This is a genomic window from Apolloniradiicaulis salifontis, from assembly GCF_053756655.1.
Map to the genome: position 1 here is coordinate 2,084,914 of NZ_CM132387.1, position 18,816 is coordinate 2,103,729.

Genomic DNA, 18,816 nt, shown 5'->3' on the forward strand with positions numbered 1-18,816 from the left:
GGGGTCAGAGACCATGTCACGTTCCGGCGATTGGCGCGATAGCGCCTTCGTCGACCGCGAGCGCGCGGTCGACGAAATCCATCTGCGCGCCAGCCATCCGATCCGCCCCTATGCACGCGTATCACACATGATCCGGGTTCTGCGCTCACCCTCTGATCTGTTTCGCGAGGAACTCTACGAGCGCTACTGGAGCGCCAAACAAGGACGCAGGAAAAAGCGGCGCGAGAAGGCTGAGGACTATTGCCCGGCGGACTGGCTTACACCGCCTGTTGATCTGGGGGACCATGACCTTGAGAAGATCAACACAGCGATCCGCCGCCGCCGGCGCGCCGCGCAATCGCGGCAGGATCTAGCTAAGAACGCGATGCGAGCCCTGCGCAGCCTGCCCTCCAGCGACAATCCACTGCTTGAGGCCTTCGCCCCTGGAAAGACCCTGGAGGCCGCGCAGGCCAAAGTCCTTTTAAAGTTCAAGGAATGCATGAGCGTCATCGGCGGCCCGGACCGGTATGGCGACTCGCTCGCCGGGCAAACCCGCACCGCCGTGGAAGAGATGGCGAAACTTGTCGCATTGTACGGGGACAACAAAATCCTCGACCCGAAAAGCTCTGTTCACGCCGCCCCGGCCGAGCCGCAGGCCGACGGACGAGAGCCGTTCAACAGGCTGTCTCCCTTTACGCCGGGAGCAGGGCCGATCGATCCTGCCGCGCGCCTCTCCACAAGGCGTCTGTTGCTCAACCTCTGGAAGCCAGACGGGGAGACCGAGAGCGACCGGCTGCGCTTGCAATGGGAACTTTACGACGCGAACCATAACTTCACGTTCTTTGAAGACTTTCACGACTCAGCAGAGGCTGAAAGCTGCGGCTTTTTCGCCCCTCATGACGATCCGCGAGTGGTGGATACCTCCAACACGGCGCTGCGCTCGGCGAACTCGGCGTTCACAGCCCTCATGGGCAAAGATCAGTTTGTCTGGCGCGGAGAACTGTTTGCGCTGTCACACTTCTTCGTCCTGCCCATCGACGCCGTGCTGCAGGCCCGCCTGCCGGATGAGGCGGCGGCGCAGGCCAGCCGGCGGCTGCAGGAGGCGTGCCTGACGGGCCGCCCGGAGACCGTGGCCGGCGACCCCGACTTCATCGCGCTTTTGGAGCGGGAGGCCAGGCGCTATTTGCGTTTTCCGGACAAGACGCGCGCCACCGGCGAACGGAGCGACTTCATCATGACCCTGGTCCATGGCGGCGCTGCGGTCTTGATCTCCGATCTGCGCCCGCACAGCCGGACCGAGTACCATCTGGAGCGCGCTGCGCGCACCTTGATCTTCGACATCGCGCTCACGAACGAGCAGCGCGGCCGCCTTTTGAAGACGTGCACCGACCTTGCGACATATCGCATGATGGGGGTGCGAAGCTACGCCAACTTCTTCCCTGCGACCGAAGTCTTTAACGACGCCGCCGAGGAACTGAGCGAGCGCACGTTCCAGCTCACAGGCAGCGATCTGAAGGACCGGCTCCGCGAAATCGCCAGCATTTCAGAACGCGTGGCGGCGATGAACTTCTTCGTGACGGACGGGGTCAACGGCGCGGCCAGCCAGGCCGCGAATTTCGCCAGGCTCGCGCAGGACAGGCTGTTAAGCCTCGACGAGACCCGCCTGCGGGGTTTTCAATCCGTCGCGGACGTGATCTCCCGCTTTCTCTCGTCGACGCTGAACGCCAGGCGTTTTGCGGAACGGTATGAGCAGGTCCGCCGCCGGATCGCGGAAGCCAACGATCTCATGCGCGCCGAGCTGGACTACGGGATTCAGAACCGGATCGGACACCTGACGCTGATCGCCGTATTCTTTGGCTCCATCGCCGCCCTTGCGAGCGCCGGCCCGCTGATCTGGCCCATCATTTTTCGGTAACGCCGCCTCATGAGAAACACCCGCCGGATCGCTCCAGCGGGCGTTCTCAGGTTGCGGGCCCCGAAGAACGGGTGGAGGGCTTAGCCCTCTCCGCTTTCAGCGCTTTCCGCTTCGGCGGCTTCGGCGATCTCGGCCGGGAGGGCCTCTGCGCCGGACGCTGCGGTGGCGGCTTCCTGTTCGGCGACGCGCTTGCGATCGCGCTCGTCGGCGACGGCCTGGTACTCGCGCATCAGGCCCCCGGTGCCGGCCGGAATGAGGCGGCCGACGATGACGTTCTCCTTGAGGCCCTCCAGCATGTCCACCTTGCCCTGGATGGCGGCTTCGGTGAGCACGCGGGTGGTCTCCTGGAAGGAGGCTGCGGAGATGAAGGAGCGGGTCTGCAGGCTCGCCTTGGTGATGCCCAGCAGAACCGGTTCGCCGCGCGCCGGCTTCTTCTTGCGCTTCTCAAGCCCCTCATTGGTTTCGAGGAATTCCAGCTTGTCGATATGTTCGCCGACCAGATAGCCGGAATCGCCGGAGTCCAGCACTTCCATCTTCTGCAGCATCTGACGCACGATCACTTCGATATGCTTGTCGTTGATCGGCACGCCCTGGAGCCGGTAGACCTCCTGAATCTCGTTGATCAGGTAGTCGGCCAGCGCCTCGACGCCGAGAATGCGCAGGATGTCGTGCGGCGCCGGGTTGCCGTCGAGCAGATACTCGCCGCGCTGGATGATGTCGCCTTCCTGCACGGTCAGGTGCTTGCCCTTGGGCACCAGGTATTCGACCGCTTCGGCGTCCTCGCCCTCGGGCACGATGGCGATGCGGCGCTTGTTCTTGTAGTCGCGGCCGAATTCCACGCGGCCCGTCATCTCGGCGATGACGGCGTGGTCCTTGGGACGGCGCGCTTCGAACAGTTCGGCCACGCGCGGCAGACCCCCGGTGATGTCGCGGGTCTTGGCGCCTTCGGTCGGCACGCGGGCGAGAATCTCGCCCGGCAGGACCTTGTCGCCGTCGGCGATGGAGAGAATCGCCCCCACCGACAGCATGTAGTTGGCCGTGGAGCCGTTGGGCAGGCGCACCGGCTCGCCCTGATCGTCGGAGATGATCACAGCAGGCTGGAGCGCGTTGGATTTCGCCCCCGTGCCGCGCCAGTCGATCACCACCTTTGAGGCGATGCCGGTGGCTTCGTCGGTTTCTTCGCGCACCGACACGCCTTCAACCAGGTCGACCAGCTTCACCTTGCCGCCCACCTCGGTGACGATCGGCATGGTGTACGGGTCCCACTCGGCCAGACGCGTGCCGCGCTTGATCTTGTCGCCGGCGTCCAGACGCACCCGGGCACCGTAGGGCAGCTTGTAGCTTTCCAGCTCCTTGCCGTCCTTGTCGGTGATCGCGACCTGCATGTTCCGGCTCATCACGATGAAGGAGCCGTCGGCCGTCTTCACGGTGGAGCGGTCGGTGAAGGCGACCTGGCCTTCATAGGTGGATTCATAGAAGGACTGCTCGGAGACCTGGGCTGTGCCGCCGATGTGGAAGGTCCGCATCGTCAGCTGGGTGCCCGGCTCGCCGATGGACTGGGCCGCGATCACGCCGATCGCCTCGCCCATGTTCACCTTCGTGCCGCGCGCCAGATCACGCCCGTAGCAGGTGGCGCACACGCCCACGCGCGTTTCGCACGTCAGCGGCGAGCGCACCTTGACGGTGGTCACGCCGGCATGGTCGAGGGCCAGCGCGAGATCTTCGTCCAGATAGGTGTCCACCGGAGCCAGCACGTCGCCGGAGGAGGGATCCTTGACCTCCTCGGCCGTGTAGCGGCCCAGGATGCGCTGATCCAGGCTCACCACCACATCGCCACCGTCCACGACCGCGCCGATGGTGATGCCGTCGGAGGTGCCGCAATCGGTTTCGGTGATGATGCAGTCCTGGGCCACGTCCACCAGACGACGGGTCAGATAGCCCGAGTTCGCCGTCTTCAGAGCCGTGTCGGCCAGGCCCTTGCGGGCGCCGTGGGTGGAGTTGAAGTATTCGAGAACCGTCAGGCCCTCTTTGAAGTTGGAGATGATCGGCGTCTCGATGATGGAGCCGTCCGGACGCGCCATCAGGCCGCGCATGCCGGCGAGCTGCTTCATCTGGTTCTTCGAACCGCGGGCGCCGGAGTGGGCCATCATGAAGACCGAATTCACTTCGCCTTCACGGCCGTCTTCCATGGCGATGGGCTTGGAGATCTCGTCCATCATGGCGTCGGCGACCTTGTCGGTGCACTTCGCCCAAGCGTCGACGACCTTGTTGTACTTCTCACCCTTGGTGATCAGGCCGTCCACATATTGCTGCTCGTAATCGGCCACCAGCGAGCGGGTCTCGCCCACCAGCACCGCCTTGGCGTCCGGGATCAGCATGTCGTCCTTGCCGAACGAAATGCCGGCGCGGGCCGCTTCGCGGAAACCGAGCGCCATGATCTTGTCGCAGAAGATCACCGTCGCCTTCTGACCGGTATGGCGGTAGACCTCGTCGATCATGCCGCCGATCGCCTTCTTGGTCAGAAGGGTGTCGAGCATTTTCGAGCCCAGCAGCGGGTGGTGCGGCATGTGCTCGAGGATTTTCATCCGGCCCGGCGTGGTGTCGATCACCTTGACGATGGGCTTGTTGTTCTCGTCCACGGTCTCGTAGCGCGCCTTGATCTTGGCATGCAGACCCACGACCCCGGCGTCCAGCGCGGCCTCAAGCTCGCTCATGGAGCCGAACGCCATGCCCTCGCCCGGCTCGCCGTCCTTGGCGATGGAGAGGTAGTAGAGACCCAGCACGATATCCTGCGACGGCACGATGATCGGCTTGCCGTTGGCGGGGCTGAGAATGTTGTTGGTCGACATCATCAGGACGCGCGCCTCCAGCTGGGCCTCAAGGCTCAGGGGGACGTGAACGGCCATCTGGTCGCCGTCGAAGTCGGCGTTGAACGCGGCGCAAACCAGCGGGTGAAGCTGGATCGCCTTGCCCTCGATGAGCTTGGGCTCGAACGCCTGGATACCCAGACGGTGCAGCGTCGGCGCACGGTTCAGAAGAACCGGGTGCTCGCGGATCACCTCGTCCAGCACGTCCCAGACTTCGGGGCGTTCTTTCTCGACCATCTTCTTGGACTGCTTGACGGTGCCCGAAAGGCCCTTGGCGTCAAGGCGCGCATAGATGAACGGCTTGAACAGCTCCAGCGCCATTTTCTTGGGCAGGCCGCACTCGTGCAGTTTCAGATCCGGACCCACCACGATGACCGAGCGACCCGAATAGTCCACGCGCTTGCCGAGCAGGTTCTGACGGAAGCGGCCCTGCTTGCCCTTGAGCATGTCGGCGAGCGATTTCAGCGGGCGCTTGTTGGCGCCCGTGATCACGCGGCCGCGGCGGCCGTTATCAAACAGCGCATCGACGGATTCCTGCAGCATCCGCTTTTCGTTGCGGATGATGATGTCCGGCGCGCGCAGCTCGATCAGGCGCTTCAGGCGGTTATTGCGGTTGATGACCCGGCGGTAGAGATCGTTCAGATCGGACGTGGCGAAGCGGCCGCCGTCCAGCGGCACCAGCGGGCGCAGCTCGGGCGGGATCACCGGCACCACGGTGAGGATCATCCATTCCGGCTTGTTCTTGGAGAACATGAAGCTTTCCATGAGCTTCACGCGCTTGGCCAGCTTCTTCAGCTTCAGCTCCGAGCCGGTCTCCTTCATGTCCTCGCGCATGCGCTCGACCTCTTTTTCGAGGTCCATGCTGATCATGATGTCGCGGATCGCTTCGGCGCCGATGCCGGCGGTGAAGGCGTCCTCGCCGTACTCGTCGACCGCTTCGTAGTACTCTTCTTCGGTGAGAAGCTGGGTCTGCTGCAGCGGGGTCAGGCCCGGCTCCATGACGATATAGGCCTCGAAATAGAGCACGCGCTCCACGTCTTTCAGGGCCATGTCCATCATCAGGGCGATGCGCGACGGCAGAGACTTCAGGAACCAGATATGCGCCACCGGGGCGGCCAGCTCGATATGGCCCATGCGTTCGCGCCGGACCCGGGCGAGCGTCACTTCAACGCCGCACTTCTCGCAGATGATGCCCTTGTACTTGATGCGCTTGTACTTGCCGCACAGGCACTCATAGTCCTTCGTCGGACCAAAGATCCGCGCGCAGAACAGACCGTCGCGTTCCGGTTTGAACGTGCGGTAGTTGATCGTTTCGGGCTTCTTCACCTCGCCGAAGGACCAGGAGAGAATTTTCTCCGGGCTGGCGAGCGAAATCCGGATCCGGTCGAAGGACGGGCCTTCGACGGAGGGATTGAAGATGTTCATGACCTCTTGGTTCATGGTCCGTCTCCTTGACGGTGGCGGCGGCGGGTCCGAGGGGACGGCCCGCCGCCTTTAGATATCCAAACGCGTCGGCTTATTCGGATCGCGAGCTATTGATTGGTCAGCTCGACATTGAGACCCAGCGAACGCATCTCCTTGACCAGCACGTTGAAGCTCTCGGGAATGCCGGCTTCGAACGCATTGTCGCCGCGCACGATGGCCTCATAGACCTTGGTGCGTCCGGCCACGTCGTCCGACTTCACGGTGAGCATCTCCTGCAGCGTATAGGCGGCGCCGTAGGCCTGCAGCGCCCACACTTCCATCTCGCCGAAGCGCTGGCCGCCGAACTGCGCCTTGCCGCCCAGCGGTTGCTGGGTGACGAGCGAGTACGGGCCGATGGAACGGGCGTGGATCTTGTCGTCCACCAGGTGGTGAAGCTTCAAGAGATACTTGATGCCCACGGTGACCGGACGGCGGAACTGCTCGCCGGTCAGGCCGTCATACAGGATCGACTGGCCGCTCTCGTCAAACCCGGCGAGCTTGAGGTGCTCGACGATGTCCGGCTCGCGCGCGCCGTCGAAGACGGGCGTGCCGATGGGAACGCCGTTGGCCAGGTTCTTGCCCAGCTCGGCGAGCTCCGCGTCGGTCTCCGGCAGCTCCTGGTCCTCGCCGTACGCCTTCTTGAGCGACAGCTTGAGCTCGTCGGACTTGCCGGTGCGCATATAGGCCTCGTAGGCCTCGCCGATCTGACGGCCCAGGCCCTTGCAGGCGAAGCCCAGATGGGTCTCGAGAATCTGGCCCACATTCATCCGCGAAGGCACGCCCAGCGGGTTGAGAACGATATCCACCGACGTGCCGTCTTCCAGGAAGGGCATGTCCTCGATGGGGTTGATCTTGGAGATCACGCCCTTGTTGCCGTGACGGCCGGCCATCTTGTCGCCCGGCTGAAGCTTGCGCTTCACCGCGACGAAGACCTTGACCATCTTCATCACGCCGGGCGGCATCTCGTCACCGCGCTGCAGCTTCTCGACCTTGTCCTCGAAGCGGCGGTCCAGGCGCGCCTTGCCCTCGTCGTGCTGGGCTTTCAGCGCCTCGACCTCGGCCATGGCCTTCTCGTCGTCGAGACCGATCTTCCACCACTGCGAGCGCGGCGTCTCGGCCAGCGACTCCTCGGTCACCTCGCCCTTCTTGAAGCCTTTCGGGCCGGCGACGGCCTTCTTGCCCAGAAGGATCTCCTTGAAGCGGCCGAAAATGTCGCGCTCGAGAATCGCGAGCTCGTCGTCGCGGTCTTCGCCAAGGCGCTCGATCTCGTCGCGCTCGATGGAGATGGCGCGCTCGTCCTTGTCCACACCGTGGCGGTTGAAGACGCGCACTTCCACGATCGTGCCGGTGGTGCCCGGCGGCAAGCGCAGCGAGGTGTCACGAACGTCGGACGCCTTTTCACCGAAGATGGCGCGCAGGAGTTTCTCCTCCGGCGTCATCGGGCTTTCGCCCTTGGGCGTGACCTTGCCCACCAGGATGTCGCCGGCTTCCACTTCGGCGCCGATCGCCACGATGCCCGCCTCGTCGAGATTGCGCAGGGCCTCCTCGCCGACATTGGGGATGTCGCGGGTGATCTCTTCCGGGCCGAGCTTGGTGTCGCGCGCCATCACTTCGAATTCCTCGAGGTGGATGGAGGTGAACACGTCATCGCGCACGATGCGCTCGGAGATGAGGATGGAGTCCTCGAAGTTATAGCCGTTCCAGGGCATGAACGCGACGAGCACGTTGCGCCCGAGCGCCAGATCGCCGAGATCGGTCGACGGGCCGTCGGCGATGATGTCGCCCTGATGGACCACGTCGCCCACCTTCACGATGGGACGCTGGTTGATCGCGGTGGACTGGTTGGAGCGCTGGAATTTGGCCAGGCGATAGATGTCGACGCCGCTTTCGGCCGCGCCGATATCTCCGGTCGCCCGGATCACGATCCGCTGGGCGTCCACCTGCTCGACCACGCCTTCACGGCGCGCCGCGATGGCGGCGCCGGAATCGCGGGCCACGACCGCTTCCATGCCGGTGCCCACGAGGGGCGCTTCGGCTTTGACCAGCGGAACGGCCTGACGCTGCATGTTCGAACCCATGAGGGCGCGGTTGGCGTCGTCGTTTTCCAGGAACGGGATCAGCGAGGCGGCGACCGAAACGACCTGTTTCGGCGACACGTCGATATAGTCCACGTCCTCTTTGGGGATCAGGGTCGCGTCACGGCCCGGACCGACGCGGCAGTTGACGAACTCGTTCGCCAGCATGCCGTTCTCGTCCACGGTGGCGTTGGCCTGGGCTATGGTGAAGCGCGCTTCCTGCATGGCGGAGAGATAGTCCACCTGGTCGGTGAGCTTGCTGTTCTCCACCTTGCGGTAGGGGCTCTCGATGAAGCCGTACTTGTTCACCCGCGCATAGGTCGAAAGCGAGTTGATCAGGCCGATATTCGGGCCTTCCGGCGTTTCGATCGGGCAGATCCGGCCATAGTGGGTCGGGTGCACGTCGCGCACTTCAAAGCCGGCTCGCTCGCGCGTCAGGCCGCCCGGGCCAAGCGCCGAGAGGCGGCGCTTGTGGGTGACTTCCGACAGCGGGTTGGTCTGGTCCATGAACTGGGACAGTTGCGAGGAGCCGAAGAATTCGCGCACCGCCGCCGCCGCCGGTTTGGCGTTGACCAGGTCGTGGGGCATGACGGTCTCGATATCCACCGAGCTCATGCGCTCCTTGATGGCGCGCTCCATGCGCAGAAGACCGACGCGGTACTGGTTCTCCATGAGCTCGCCGACCGAACGCACCCGGCGATTGCCGAGATTGTCGATATCGTCGATCTCGCCCTTGCCGTCGCGCAGGCCGAGAATGACCTTCAGGACGGCGATGATGTCTTCCTTGCGAAGCACGCGCACATTGTCCGGGCATTCCAGATCCAGGCGCATGTTCATCTTCACACGGCCGACCGGCGACAGGTCGTAGCGCTCGGAATCAAAGAACAGGCCGTTGAACAGCGCTTCGGCCGTTTCCGGCGTCGGCGGCTCACCCGGACGCATGACGCGGTAGATGTCCACCAGCGCCTGGTCGCGCGTGTCGTTCTTGTCGGCCGCCAGGGTCTGGCGCATGTAGCCGCCGACCGAGACGTTATCGATGTCGAGCACGTCCAGCGTGTCCACACCCGCTTCGGCGAGGACGGCCATCACTTCTTCGGTGAGCTCGTCGCCGGCCTCGGCGTAAACTTCGCCGGTCTCCATGTTGACGAGGTCCACCGCCGCGAAACGGCCCTGGAGCTCTTCGGCGCTCACCAGCAGCTTTTCAAGGCCGTCATCGGCGAGCTTGTTGGCGGCGCGCGCCGACAGCTTCTTGCCGGCCGGCGCGACCATCTCCCCGGTCTTGGCGTCGATCAGATCGCGCTGCGGCTTCACACCGCGCCAGCGATCCTTGAGGAACGGCATGGTCCAGCCGTTCTTGACCTGCTCGAACACGATCCGGTCGTAGAACGTGGCGAGGATCTCTTCCTTGTCGAGGCCGAGCGCGTAGAGAAGCGTCGTCGCCGGCAGCTTGCGGCGCCGGTCGATGCGGACGTGCAGGATGTCCTTGGCGTCGAATTCAAGATCCAGCCACGAGCCGCGATAGGGAATGATGCGCGCGGCGAACAGATACTTGCCCGATGCGTGGGTCTTGCCCTTGTCGTGATCGAAGAACACGCCGGGCGACCGGTGCATTTGGGAGACGATCACCCGCTCGGTGCCGTTGATGACGAAGGTGCCCTTGTCGGTCATGAGCGGGATATCGCCCATGTAGACGTCCTGCTCCTTGATGTCCTTGACCGAACGCGCCGCCGTTTCTTCATCCACATCGAAAACGATCAGACGCATCTTGACCTTCAGCGGAGCCGCATAGGTCATATCGCGCTGAATGCATTCCTCGACGTCGAATTTCGGTGGTTCGAACTCATAGGACACAAACTCGAGCACGGAGCGCTCGGAGAAGTCCTTGACCGGAAACACGGACTTGAAAACCGCCTGCAAACCCTCGTCGGGCCGGTCCGCGGTGGCTGTGTCCTTCAACAGGAACTGCTCATAGGAGTGCTTTTGAACCTCGATGAGGTTCGGCATCTCAACCGCTTCGGGAATTCGACCGAATGATTTGCGAATGCGCTTCTTGCCGGTGAACGACAGACCCATTTCCGCTCCCTTCGAAGGCTCAATAGCCTCGCGCTTGCATCGGGGTGCTCCGGCCCCGTCGGCCGTCCCGGAGAAGTCCAGGCGTCCGCCTGACAAGGGGCGGCGAACTGCCTGAAGCGCCGATCGGCCCCGGGACGGACGGACCAGTCGGCGAATTCTTTATTCGAACGCCCCGACGGGCGCGCAGAGATCCTGTCCCCGCGCACCCGCCGGATGTTCGAAAACCGTCAGGATCAGGCGCGAAGCGCCCTCACCTGAAGCGGCCTACTTAAGCTCGACTTTCGCACCAGCGTCTTCGAGCTTCTTCTTGATCGTTTCGGCCTCGGCCTTGTTGGCGCCTTCTTTGACGGCTTTGCCGCCGGCTTCCACCAGGTCCTTGGCTTCTTTGAGGCCCAGGCCGGTGATGGCGCGGACTTCCTTGATCACGTTGATCTTCTTGTCGCCTGCGGAGACGAGAATGACGTCGAATTCGTCTTTCTCTTCGACCGCTTCAGCGGCGGCGGCGGGACCAGCAACGGCCACGGCGGCGGCGGCCGGCTTGATGCCTTTTTCTTCCAGGATGTCGTTGAGTTCCTTGGCTTCCAGGATGGTGAGAGCCAGGAGGTCTTCGGCGAGTTTGGCGACGTCGGCCATGTGTTTGTTTCCTTGCGTGTGTCAGGTGTCGGTTCGAAGATGTGCGGAGACGACTTAGCTTTCGGCCTGCTCGCTGATCGTCTGGATCTGGGCGGACAGCGTGGCGCCCGGCGCGGTGAGGCGCGAGACGACTTCGCTGGCTTGACCCAGCAGACGGGCGACGACGGTGGCGATGAGTTCTTCGCGCGACGGCATCTTGGAGAGGGCGTCGACGCCTTTGGCGTCCATGACTTCCTCTTCCATGAACCCGCCCACGATCTCGAACTTGTCGTTCGATTTCGCAAACTCGACGGCCACTTTAGGCGCCGCGGTGAAATCGTCGGAATAGGCGATGGCGATCGGACCCTCGAACATCGAGGCCGCCGCTTCACCCTTCTGACCCTTCAACGCGATCTTCGCGAGACGGTTACGCACCACTTTGAGCGCGCCGCCCTGCTCGCGAAGCTGGCTGCGCAGCTTCGTCATTTCCGCAACGGTAAGGCCGGAGTAGTTGGCCAGAACGACGGATCCGGTGCTGGCGAAGATATCCGTCAGCTCCTGGACCGCCGTCTCTTTGGTCATACGATCCATTGCGGTCTCCCTAGTTGAGCCGTCCCCCGTGGACGGCTCGCTCAAGCCGCCGGACGACGTCTCCGCCCCAAGGAGCGAAACCGCCAACCGGCGATGCGCCTGCCCCAGGGCTCGAACCGACAACCCGGCGGATCCGCCGGATAAATCGATTGTCGCTCTGTCTCACCCAGGGCCGGATGAATTAAGAGGCGGCGCTGAACGCCCCCTCCCCCGGGATCTCGGACAGGTCGGACCGGAACAAGGCGAGCCTTCCCCCGGTCCTACACCCCCGCTCCGGCCAGGCCGGTGCGGGGTAACTCATACGCCGTGCTTACGCGGCCTCGGTGGTCACGCTTGCTTCGGCGGTGTCGATCTTCACGCCCGGGCCCATGGTGGAGCTCAGCGCGATGCGTTTCATGTACACGCCCTTGGCGCCGGCCGGCTTGGCCTTCATCAGGCCTTGCAGCAGCGCGCGGATGTTTTCCACCAGGGCGGCTTCAGAGAAGCTCGCCTTGCCCACGCCGGCGTGGACAATGCCGTTTTTCTCCACGCGGAACTCGACGGCGCCGCCCTTGGAGTTCTCCACGGCCTTGGCCACGTCCATGGTCACGGTGCCGACCTTGGGGTTCGGCATCATGCCGCGCGGGCCGAGCACTTTGCCCAGACGGCCGACCAGCGGCATCATGTCGGGGGTGGCGATCACCTTGTCGAAATTGATCTCGCCGCCCTGGACCTTTTCAACCAGGTCTTCGGCGCCCACCACGTCCGCGCCGGCTTTCAGGGCTTCTTCAGCCTTGGCGCCCTTGGCGAACACGGCCACGCGCACCGAACGGCCGGTGCCGTTGGGAAGCGTTGCGACGCCGCGAACCATCTGGTCGGCGTGACGCGGATCAACGCCCAGATTGACGGCGACTTCGATGGTTTCGTCGAACTTCGCTTTGGCGCGGTCCTTGACCATCTTCACCGCAGCGTCGAGCGCGTACATCTTGTCGCGGTCGATGCCTTCACGGGCGGCGGCGATGCGTTTTGCAATTTTGGCCATGATTAACCCACCACCTCAAAGCCCATGGAGCGCGCGGAGCCCTCGATGATTTTCTGCGCCGCGTCCAGATCGTTCGCGGACAGATCTTTCATCTTGGCTTCGGCGATCTCGCGGCATTGCGCCCTGGTCACCTGGGCGATCGGAGCCGCTTTGCCGGGCTCGACCGAGCCCTTCTGGACCTTGGCGGCCTTCTTCAAAAAGAACGCGGCGGGCGCGGTCTTGGTGATGAAGGTGAACGACTTGTCCTGATAGACCGTGATGGTCGTGGGGATCGGCATCCCCTTTTCCATCTCCTGGGTCTTGGCGTTGAACGCCTTGCAGAATTCCATGATGTTCACGCCGCGCTGACCCAGGGCCGGCCCGATGGGCGGGCTCGGGTTCGCCGCGCCGGCGGGAACCTGCAGGTTGATATAACCTGTGATCTTCTTCGCCATGTCCCTACCTTCTGTTCGCACCGCATCGGCGGCGCGTCAGTTGATGACGAACCGGACCCCATGGCCCGATCCTTGTTGGGCGGCGCGGTCACGGACCCGGAATGGACTTCCCGGACCCTCCCGCACCGATTTACGTCAGGTGGTCTTTTCCACCTGGCCGTATTCCAGCTCGACCGGGGTCGCCCGGCCGAAAATATTGATCGCCACCTTCAAAAGGCCCTTGGAATCGTCGACTTCCTCGACAATGCCGTTGAAGCTCTGGAAGTGGCCGTCGGTGACGCGCACGGTCTCGCCGATATCGTAGGTGACGGTGGGACGGGGCTTTTCAGCGTCGTCCTCCATCTGCCCCATGATGCGCTTGACCTCGCCCTCGGGCACCGCGAGCGGGCGCTTGCCCGAGCCCAGAAAGCCGGTGACCTTGGGGGTGTTCTTCACCAGGTGATAGGCGTCGTCGGTCATGTCCATCTTCACCAGGACATAGCCGGGAAAATACTTGCGCTCCGCGTTGATCTTGCGGCCGCGGCGCACCTCTACGACCTCTTCGGTCGGCACGAGGATTTCTTCAAACTTGTCCTGAAGACCCTTCATCGCCGCATCGGCGCGGATCGCCTCGGCCACCTTCTTTTCGAAGTTGGAGTAGGCGTGAACGATATACCACTTCGCCGACATGGTTCTAAGACGCTCCAAGACCGAGAAGGAAATCGATAATGACACCGATCAGCGAATCGACGGCGAAGAAGAAAATCGCCGCGATGGTCGCCATGACCAGCACCATGATGGTGGAGATGATTGTCTCGCGCCGGCTCGTCCAGGTGACCTTGCGGCCCTCCTGACGTACCTCGGAGAAAAACTTGAGCGGGTTCGTCGTTTTCTTGCGCGCAGGCGCGGAGGCGGCGGCGTTTGAAGACGCGCCGGCCTTGCCGCTGGATCCCGTCGATGCGGGCTGGCGGTTTTTCGTGTTTCTCGCCATGCTTAAAACGTTTCGTCCCTTCGGCTCGGCCGCTCGTATCGCGCCGGTGGCTGGTCGCCGGCGACTGGCAGGGGCGGAGGGGCTCGAACCCCCGACCTACGGTTTTGGAGACCGTCGCTCTACCAGCTGAGCTACACCCCTAGAACCGGCGGCCCGCACCACCCGGCTCGCTTTTGCGTCGCGCCGGATCGAACGGGCCGTTCATTCAGAAGCCGGTCTTTTAACCAGATACAGAGGCCATGGAAAGCCCTGATGTGAGAAAAGTGCGTCATCGCTCCGCGCGGCTCCGCACCACGGCCTCTCAAAAAAAGAAACGGCGGCGGGCATGGCCCGCCGCCGCAGTCTTCAACCAAGTCTTCAGACAGCCAGCACTTAGTACTGCAGGCTGATGCGTCCGAAGAGGTAACGACCCGCCTGGTCGTAGCCGGTGAGCGAGTTGGCGTTGTCAGCCAGCCCGGCGCCCACAAGCGGCGGCTCTTCGTCGAGGATGTTGTTCACACCCAGGGTCAGGCTCGCATTCTCACGAACGTCGAACTGACCAGTGACGTCAAAGTAGCTGATCGCGTCGAGCGTATTCCCGTTGTTGACGAGGATACGGTCGGTGGCGCCAGCCGTGCCGTTCTGGAGCGTGTAGTCCATTTCGCTGAAGTACCTCCAGCGAAGCGAGGCGGACCACCAGCTGCCGACATCGTAGCTCACACGAGCCGTGTGACGCCAATCAGACGTGGAGCAGGCCGGGTTGATGACGCCGGCGCAATCGTACTTCGCAGCATCGTTGACGCCGGGAAGCGGATCAACGGTCTGCTCGAGCGCGATCGAGCCGTTGAACACGGCGCTGAGATTGCCACCAACGCGGGGCAGTTCACCGGCCCATGCGAGGTTGAAGTCAACGCCGCGCCAGACCAGGTTGCCGAAGTTGGAGGTCAGGTTACGGACGACACCATTACCAGGCTCACCGGCCGTGCCGGACCAAAGGTCACCTGACCCCGCGTTACGCGAGATCAGCGAGCACAGGCCCGGATCTCCGGTCAGACCGCAACCGCGCACGATGTTCGAAGCGCCGACCGCCCCGATACGATCTGCGATGGTGATGTCGTAATAGTCGACGGTGAGGCTGACATTGCTCAGCGGGGTGAGCACCACGCCGAACGTCCAGGTGTCAGCCGATTCCGGATCAAGGCCGGGGTTGCCGCCCGTGATCTGGTTGTACTGAGACGCGGGGCTGGCGTTGATGTTGCCGTACTGAGCCGCAGACACGCCGGTCAGGGCGCACTGGGCGGCCGTGAACAGCGGAGTCGTGGTGGCGCAGGGATCTTCACCACCCCACAGGCCGCCAGCGGTCGGCTGGAACAGCTCTGAGACGTTCGCCGCACGGATCGCGCGGTTATACCCGCCACGAACACGAACGATGTCGTTGGGAGTCCACGACAGCAGCGTCTTGTAGGTCGAGGCGCCGCCGGACGTGTTGTAGTTGGAGTACCGGTAGCCAAGCTCGAGAACCAGCTCATCAGCGAACGGGGCGTCCTGCAGCAGCGGGACAAACGCCTCGCCGAACAGCTCCCACACATTGTACTCGCCACCGATAGGCGGCGTCTGACCGCCACGACCGGTGAAGTTGCCGGTCTGGATGTTGGTGTCAGCAATGGTGCGGTAGCTTTCACGCCGATACTCGGCGCCGGCCACGACCGAAACCGGGCTGGTGGCGGTGGGCAGCGACACCGGGATATCGCCGGTGACATAGCTGTTGGCCGTGATCAGCTCGGTCCGGCCGGTCAGAACACCGGTGCCGGCGAGTCCGGCCGCCGCCTCAGGCGTTACGCCGTTCGGGACAAACGGGTTGTAGGGAATGCAGCCGGCGAACGCGCCGGTCGGGCAACCCAGCAGGGCGTCTCGGGTCCGCGTGCGAAGGAAGTCGTTCTGGGTGATTTCGCTGGACGAGGTCGAAGCGAAGCTGAACGACGCGTCATAGGACCAGCTGCCGCCAAGGTCGCCCTCGGTGCCAGCAGTCCAGCGCCAGGCCGACGAATCGATGCTCGACACGCGGCCGCCGCCTTCGACGTTACGCTTGCCGACAGACAGCGAAATGTCCGCGCCGTTGGGGTTGGGAATGACGCCGATGTCCGTGCAAAGCGAGTTGATCAGAGGATCGTTGCACTCAAAACCAAGCGTATCGGTGAAGAACGTGCCTGACTCAGCGATCTGAACATCGGTGTTCGTGTTCGCGAACGAGAAGTCCAGATACGGCCGGAACATCGGGTTGACTTCGTAGTTGAAGAACGCGCCGAAGGTCCAACGCTCGTCCGGACGCTGGTAGAAGTTAACCGGCGCAAAGTTGTAGATCTGGCCCAGCGCGGCGCGCCACGTGCCTGTCTCGTCGAAGCTGATGAAGTCGCTGCTCAAAGCGCCGTTAGTGGTGTTACCGCTGGCGAGGAAGTTGGCGATGGGCGCAGTGGAGGATCCGCCGCACGCCGTACCGGCTGCGTTCAGGGCGCAGTTGGAGTAGTCGCGGTCGCCCTGGAACAGTTCTTCGTTCTTGCGATAGGTGATGTAGCCGCTGGCGCTGCCGCGGCCGTCCGCGAAGCTCGACCCCATCGTCATGTCGATGTCGTAAGCGCGGCCGTCAATGTCGCTGGCGCCGTCCGGGAATTCAAAGCCGGCGGCTTGCTGCAGGCCCTGCATGTAGGCGTTGCGGTTGTTGTGCTGATAGCCGGAAATGCCGGCGTTGATCTCAATGCCTTCGAAATCCCGGTTCACGATGAAGTTCACAACGCCGGCCACGGCGTCGGCGCCGTACACCGACGACGCGCCACCGGTCAGGATCTCAACACGCTCGACGAGCGCAGACGGAATCTGGTTGAGGTCAGGCGCCTGGGTGCGGATGCCGCCCGACTGAAGGCGACGGCCGTTCACCAGAACCAGGGTCCGGTTCGTGCCAAGACCGCGAAGGTCGACCGAAGCGGTGCCCGTGGACGGGTTCACCGAGAAGGAGTCCAGCGACGGGGTCACCTGCGGCAGGGTGCGCAGCAGGTCTTCAACCCGCGTCGTGCCAGACAGGGTGAATTCCGCAGCGTCCACCTGGGTCACCGGGCTGGTGGCGATCAGGTTCGCGTTACGAACACGCGAACCGGTGACCTGAATCACGTCCGTCGGTGAACCAGCTTCTTCTGCATCCGCGTCCTGTGCGAACGCCGGCGCCGACAAGCCGGCTCCGGACAGCAGCGTGGTGGCAAGGGCCCACGCCTTAAGTTGCTTGCTTTGCATCATAGTCTCCCCGATTGCAGCAATTACGGACCACAACAAATTTATGATCCGTATGTGACGAGCCTAAATGCTTTTTAATGAACACAGCAAACCCCACACGCGGCTAATGGATAACAAGCGCGCGTCTGTGACAAATTTGCTGCAAGCAGTTCGCCCACGGACGAAGAAAACAGCGTGATGTTGAATGGCTTTTGGGGCGCCCGGACACCGGTGCGCGGGCCGCACGTGTCAACGCTGAGCCCCTCACCCTCCCCTTAAACGAAAACGGCCCGGAGCGTGAGCTCCGGGCCGTCCTGTCTAAAGTCGCCTGCGGTGAGGCGGCTGGCGTCTACTCGAGGATTTTCGAGACCACGCCGGCGCCCACGGTGCGGCCGCCTTCACGGATGGCGAAGCGCAGCTTCTCTTCCATCGCGATCGGGTTGATCAGCTCCACCACCACTTCAACATTGTCGCCCGGCATCACCATCTCGGTGCCCTCTTTCAAGGTCACAACGCCGGTCACGTCCGTCGTGCGGAAGTAGAACTGCGGACGATAGTTGGAGAAGAACGGCGTGTGACGGCCACCCTCTTCCTTCGTCAGGATGTAGGCCTCGGCCTCGAACTTCTTGTGCGGCTTGATCGTGCCCGGCTTGCAGAGAACCTGGCCGCGCTCCACGCCCTCGCGGTCCACGCCGCGAAGCAGCACGCCCACATTGTCGCCAGCCTGGCCCTGGTCGAGCAGCTTGCGGAACATCTCAACGCCCGTGCACGTCGTCTTCACGGTGTCGCGGATGCCCACGATCTCGATCTCTTCGCCCACCTTCACAATGCCGCGCTCGATCCGGCCCGTCACAACCGTGCCCCGGCCCGAGATCGAGAACACGTCCTCGATCGGCAAAAGGAAGTCACGGTCGATGGGACGCTCCGGCGTCGGGATGAACTCGTCCACAGCCGCCATCAGCTCGCGGATCTTCTCCTCGCCGATTTCAGGCTGGGTGCCGTTCATCGCATGCAGCGCAGAGCCGGCGATGATCGGAATGTCGTCGCCCGGAAAATCGTACGAAGACAGAAGTTCGCGAACCTCCATCTCCACAAGCTCCAGAAGCTCGGCGTCGTCCACCTGGTCGACCTTGTTGAGGAACACAACAAGCGCCGGCACGCCCACCTGGCGGGCCAGAAGAATGTGCTCGCGCGTCTGCGGCATGGGGCCGTCAGCCGCGTTCACCACAAGAATCGCGCCGTCCATCTGCGCCGCGCCCGTGATCATGTTCTTCACATAGTCGGCGTGGCCCGGGCAGTCCACGTGGGCGTAGTGACGGTTTTCCGTCTCATACTCCACGTGAGCCGTCGAGATCGTGATCCCGCGCGCCTTCTCTTCAGGCGCGCCGTCAATCTGGTCATACGCACGGAAATCGCCGAAATACTTCGTGATCGCAGCCGTCAGCGTCGTCTTGCCATGGTCCACGTGACCGATCGTGCCAATGTTGGCATGCGGCTTAGACCGTTGAAACTTTTCCTTACCCATCGTCGTGATCCTCACGCTTCGGACTGCACACGGGCGGCGCGCGCGGCCGC

11 protein-coding genes and 1 tRNA gene are annotated in these 18,816 nt (G+C 63.3%); 1 reads left to right on the forward strand and 11 read right to left on the reverse strand.

Annotation, left to right across the window (positions count from 1 at the left end; translation table 11 throughout):
* Positions 1–13 precede the first annotated feature (13 nt).
* Entirely contained in the window at positions 14–1,894 is a 1,881-nt protein-coding gene (locus ACWCOP_RS10150) for a DUF3422 family protein (protein WP_478248168.1), read from the forward strand.
* An 80-nt stretch (positions 1,895–1,974) separates the two neighbouring features.
* Here ACWCOP_RS10150 and rpoC read toward each other — a convergent pair whose 3' ends face one another.
* From rpoC to tuf, 11 genes are all read right to left on the reverse strand, one after another.
* A complete protein-coding gene (gene rpoC, locus ACWCOP_RS10155; protein WP_478248169.1) occupies positions 1,975–6,201 on the reverse strand; it encodes a DNA-directed RNA polymerase subunit beta' in 4,227 nt (1,408 codons plus the stop codon).
* 92 nt (positions 6,202–6,293) lie between these two features.
* A complete protein-coding gene (gene rpoB, locus ACWCOP_RS10160; RefSeq protein ID WP_478248170.1) occupies positions 6,294–10,373 on the reverse strand; it encodes a DNA-directed RNA polymerase subunit beta in 4,080 nt (1,359 codons plus the stop codon).
* Positions 10,374–10,637: 264 nt separating this feature from the next.
* Positions 10,638–11,006: a 50S ribosomal protein L7/L12 gene (rplL, locus tag ACWCOP_RS10165; RefSeq protein WP_478248171.1), complete on the reverse strand. Its 369-nt coding sequence runs from the start codon at positions 11,004–11,006 to the stop codon at positions 10,638–10,640.
* Positions 11,007–11,060: 54 nt separating this feature from the next.
* Positions 11,061–11,576 carry a 50S ribosomal protein L10 gene (rplJ, locus tag ACWCOP_RS10170; RefSeq protein ID WP_478248172.1) on the reverse strand — a complete coding sequence of 172 codons (516 nt, stop codon included), beginning with the start codon at positions 11,574–11,576 and terminating at the stop codon, positions 11,061–11,063.
* A gap of 310 nt (positions 11,577–11,886) precedes the next feature.
* Complete coding sequence (gene rplA, locus ACWCOP_RS10175) at positions 11,887–12,597, reverse strand: 50S ribosomal protein L1 (protein WP_478248173.1); 711 nt, start codon at positions 12,595–12,597, stop codon at positions 11,887–11,889.
* Between the two features lie 2 nt (positions 12,598–12,599).
* Complete coding sequence (rplK, locus tag ACWCOP_RS10180; RefSeq protein WP_478248175.1) at positions 12,600–13,031, reverse strand: 50S ribosomal protein L11; 432 nt, start codon at positions 13,029–13,031, stop codon at positions 12,600–12,602.
* A gap of 135 nt (positions 13,032–13,166) precedes the next feature.
* Positions 13,167–13,700, reverse strand: a complete 534-nt coding sequence (gene nusG, locus ACWCOP_RS10185; protein ID WP_478248176.1) for a transcription termination/antitermination protein NusG — start codon at positions 13,698–13,700, stop codon at positions 13,167–13,169.
* A gap of 4 nt (positions 13,701–13,704) precedes the next feature.
* Positions 13,705–14,001, reverse strand: a complete 297-nt coding sequence (gene secE, locus ACWCOP_RS10190; RefSeq protein WP_478248177.1) for a preprotein translocase subunit SecE — start codon at positions 13,999–14,001, stop codon at positions 13,705–13,707.
* Positions 14,002–14,066: 65 nt separating this feature from the next.
* Positions 14,067–14,142: transfer RNA gene (locus ACWCOP_RS10195), tRNA-Trp, on the reverse strand.
* A 231-nt stretch (positions 14,143–14,373) separates the two neighbouring features.
* Positions 14,374–17,262: a TonB-dependent receptor domain-containing protein gene (locus ACWCOP_RS10200; protein WP_478248178.1), complete on the reverse strand. Its 2,889-nt coding sequence runs from the start codon at positions 17,260–17,262 to the stop codon at positions 14,374–14,376.
* A gap of 328 nt (positions 17,263–17,590) precedes the next feature.
* Positions 17,591–18,766, reverse strand: coding sequence for an elongation factor Tu (gene tuf / locus ACWCOP_RS10205; protein WP_478248164.1), 1,176 nt, complete (start codon positions 18,764–18,766; stop codon positions 17,591–17,593).
* Positions 18,767–18,816: the final 50 nt, after the last annotated feature.

What these genes read in the sequence shown, in the direction of transcription:
- ACWCOP_RS10150 (WP_478248168.1), top strand. Translation starts at nt 14, where the DNA reads ATGTCACGTTCCGGCGATTGGCGCGATAGCGCCTTCGTCGACCGCGAG.
- rpoC (WP_478248169.1), bottom strand. Translation starts at nt 6,201, where the DNA reads ATGAACCAAGAGGTCATGAACATCTTCAATCCCTCCGTCGAAGGCCCG.
- rpoB (WP_478248170.1), bottom strand. Translation starts at nt 10,373, where the DNA reads ATGGGTCTGTCGTTCACCGGCAAGAAGCGCATTCGCAAATCATTCGGT.
- rplL (WP_478248171.1), bottom strand. Translation starts at nt 11,006, where the DNA reads ATGGCCGACGTCGCCAAACTCGCCGAAGACCTCCTGGCTCTCACCATC.
- rplJ (WP_478248172.1), bottom strand. Translation starts at nt 11,576, where the DNA reads ATGGATCGTATGACCAAAGAGACGGCGGTCCAGGAGCTGACGGATATC.
- rplA (WP_478248173.1), bottom strand. Translation starts at nt 12,597, where the DNA reads ATGGCCAAAATTGCAAAACGCATCGCCGCCGCCCGTGAAGGCATCGAC.
- rplK (WP_478248175.1), bottom strand. Translation starts at nt 13,031, where the DNA reads ATGGCGAAGAAGATCACAGGTTATATCAACCTGCAGGTTCCCGCCGGC.
- nusG (WP_478248176.1), bottom strand. Translation starts at nt 13,700, where the DNA reads ATGTCGGCGAAGTGGTATATCGTTCACGCCTACTCCAACTTCGAAAAG.
- secE (WP_478248177.1), bottom strand. Translation starts at nt 14,001, where the DNA reads ATGGCGAGAAACACGAAAAACCGCCAGCCCGCATCGACGGGATCCAGC.
- ACWCOP_RS10200 (WP_478248178.1), bottom strand. Translation starts at nt 17,262, where the DNA reads ATGCAAAGCAAGCAACTTAAGGCGTGGGCCCTTGCCACCACGCTGCTG.
- tuf (WP_478248164.1), bottom strand. Translation starts at nt 18,766, where the DNA reads ATGGGTAAGGAAAAGTTTCAACGGTCTAAGCCGCATGCCAACATTGGC.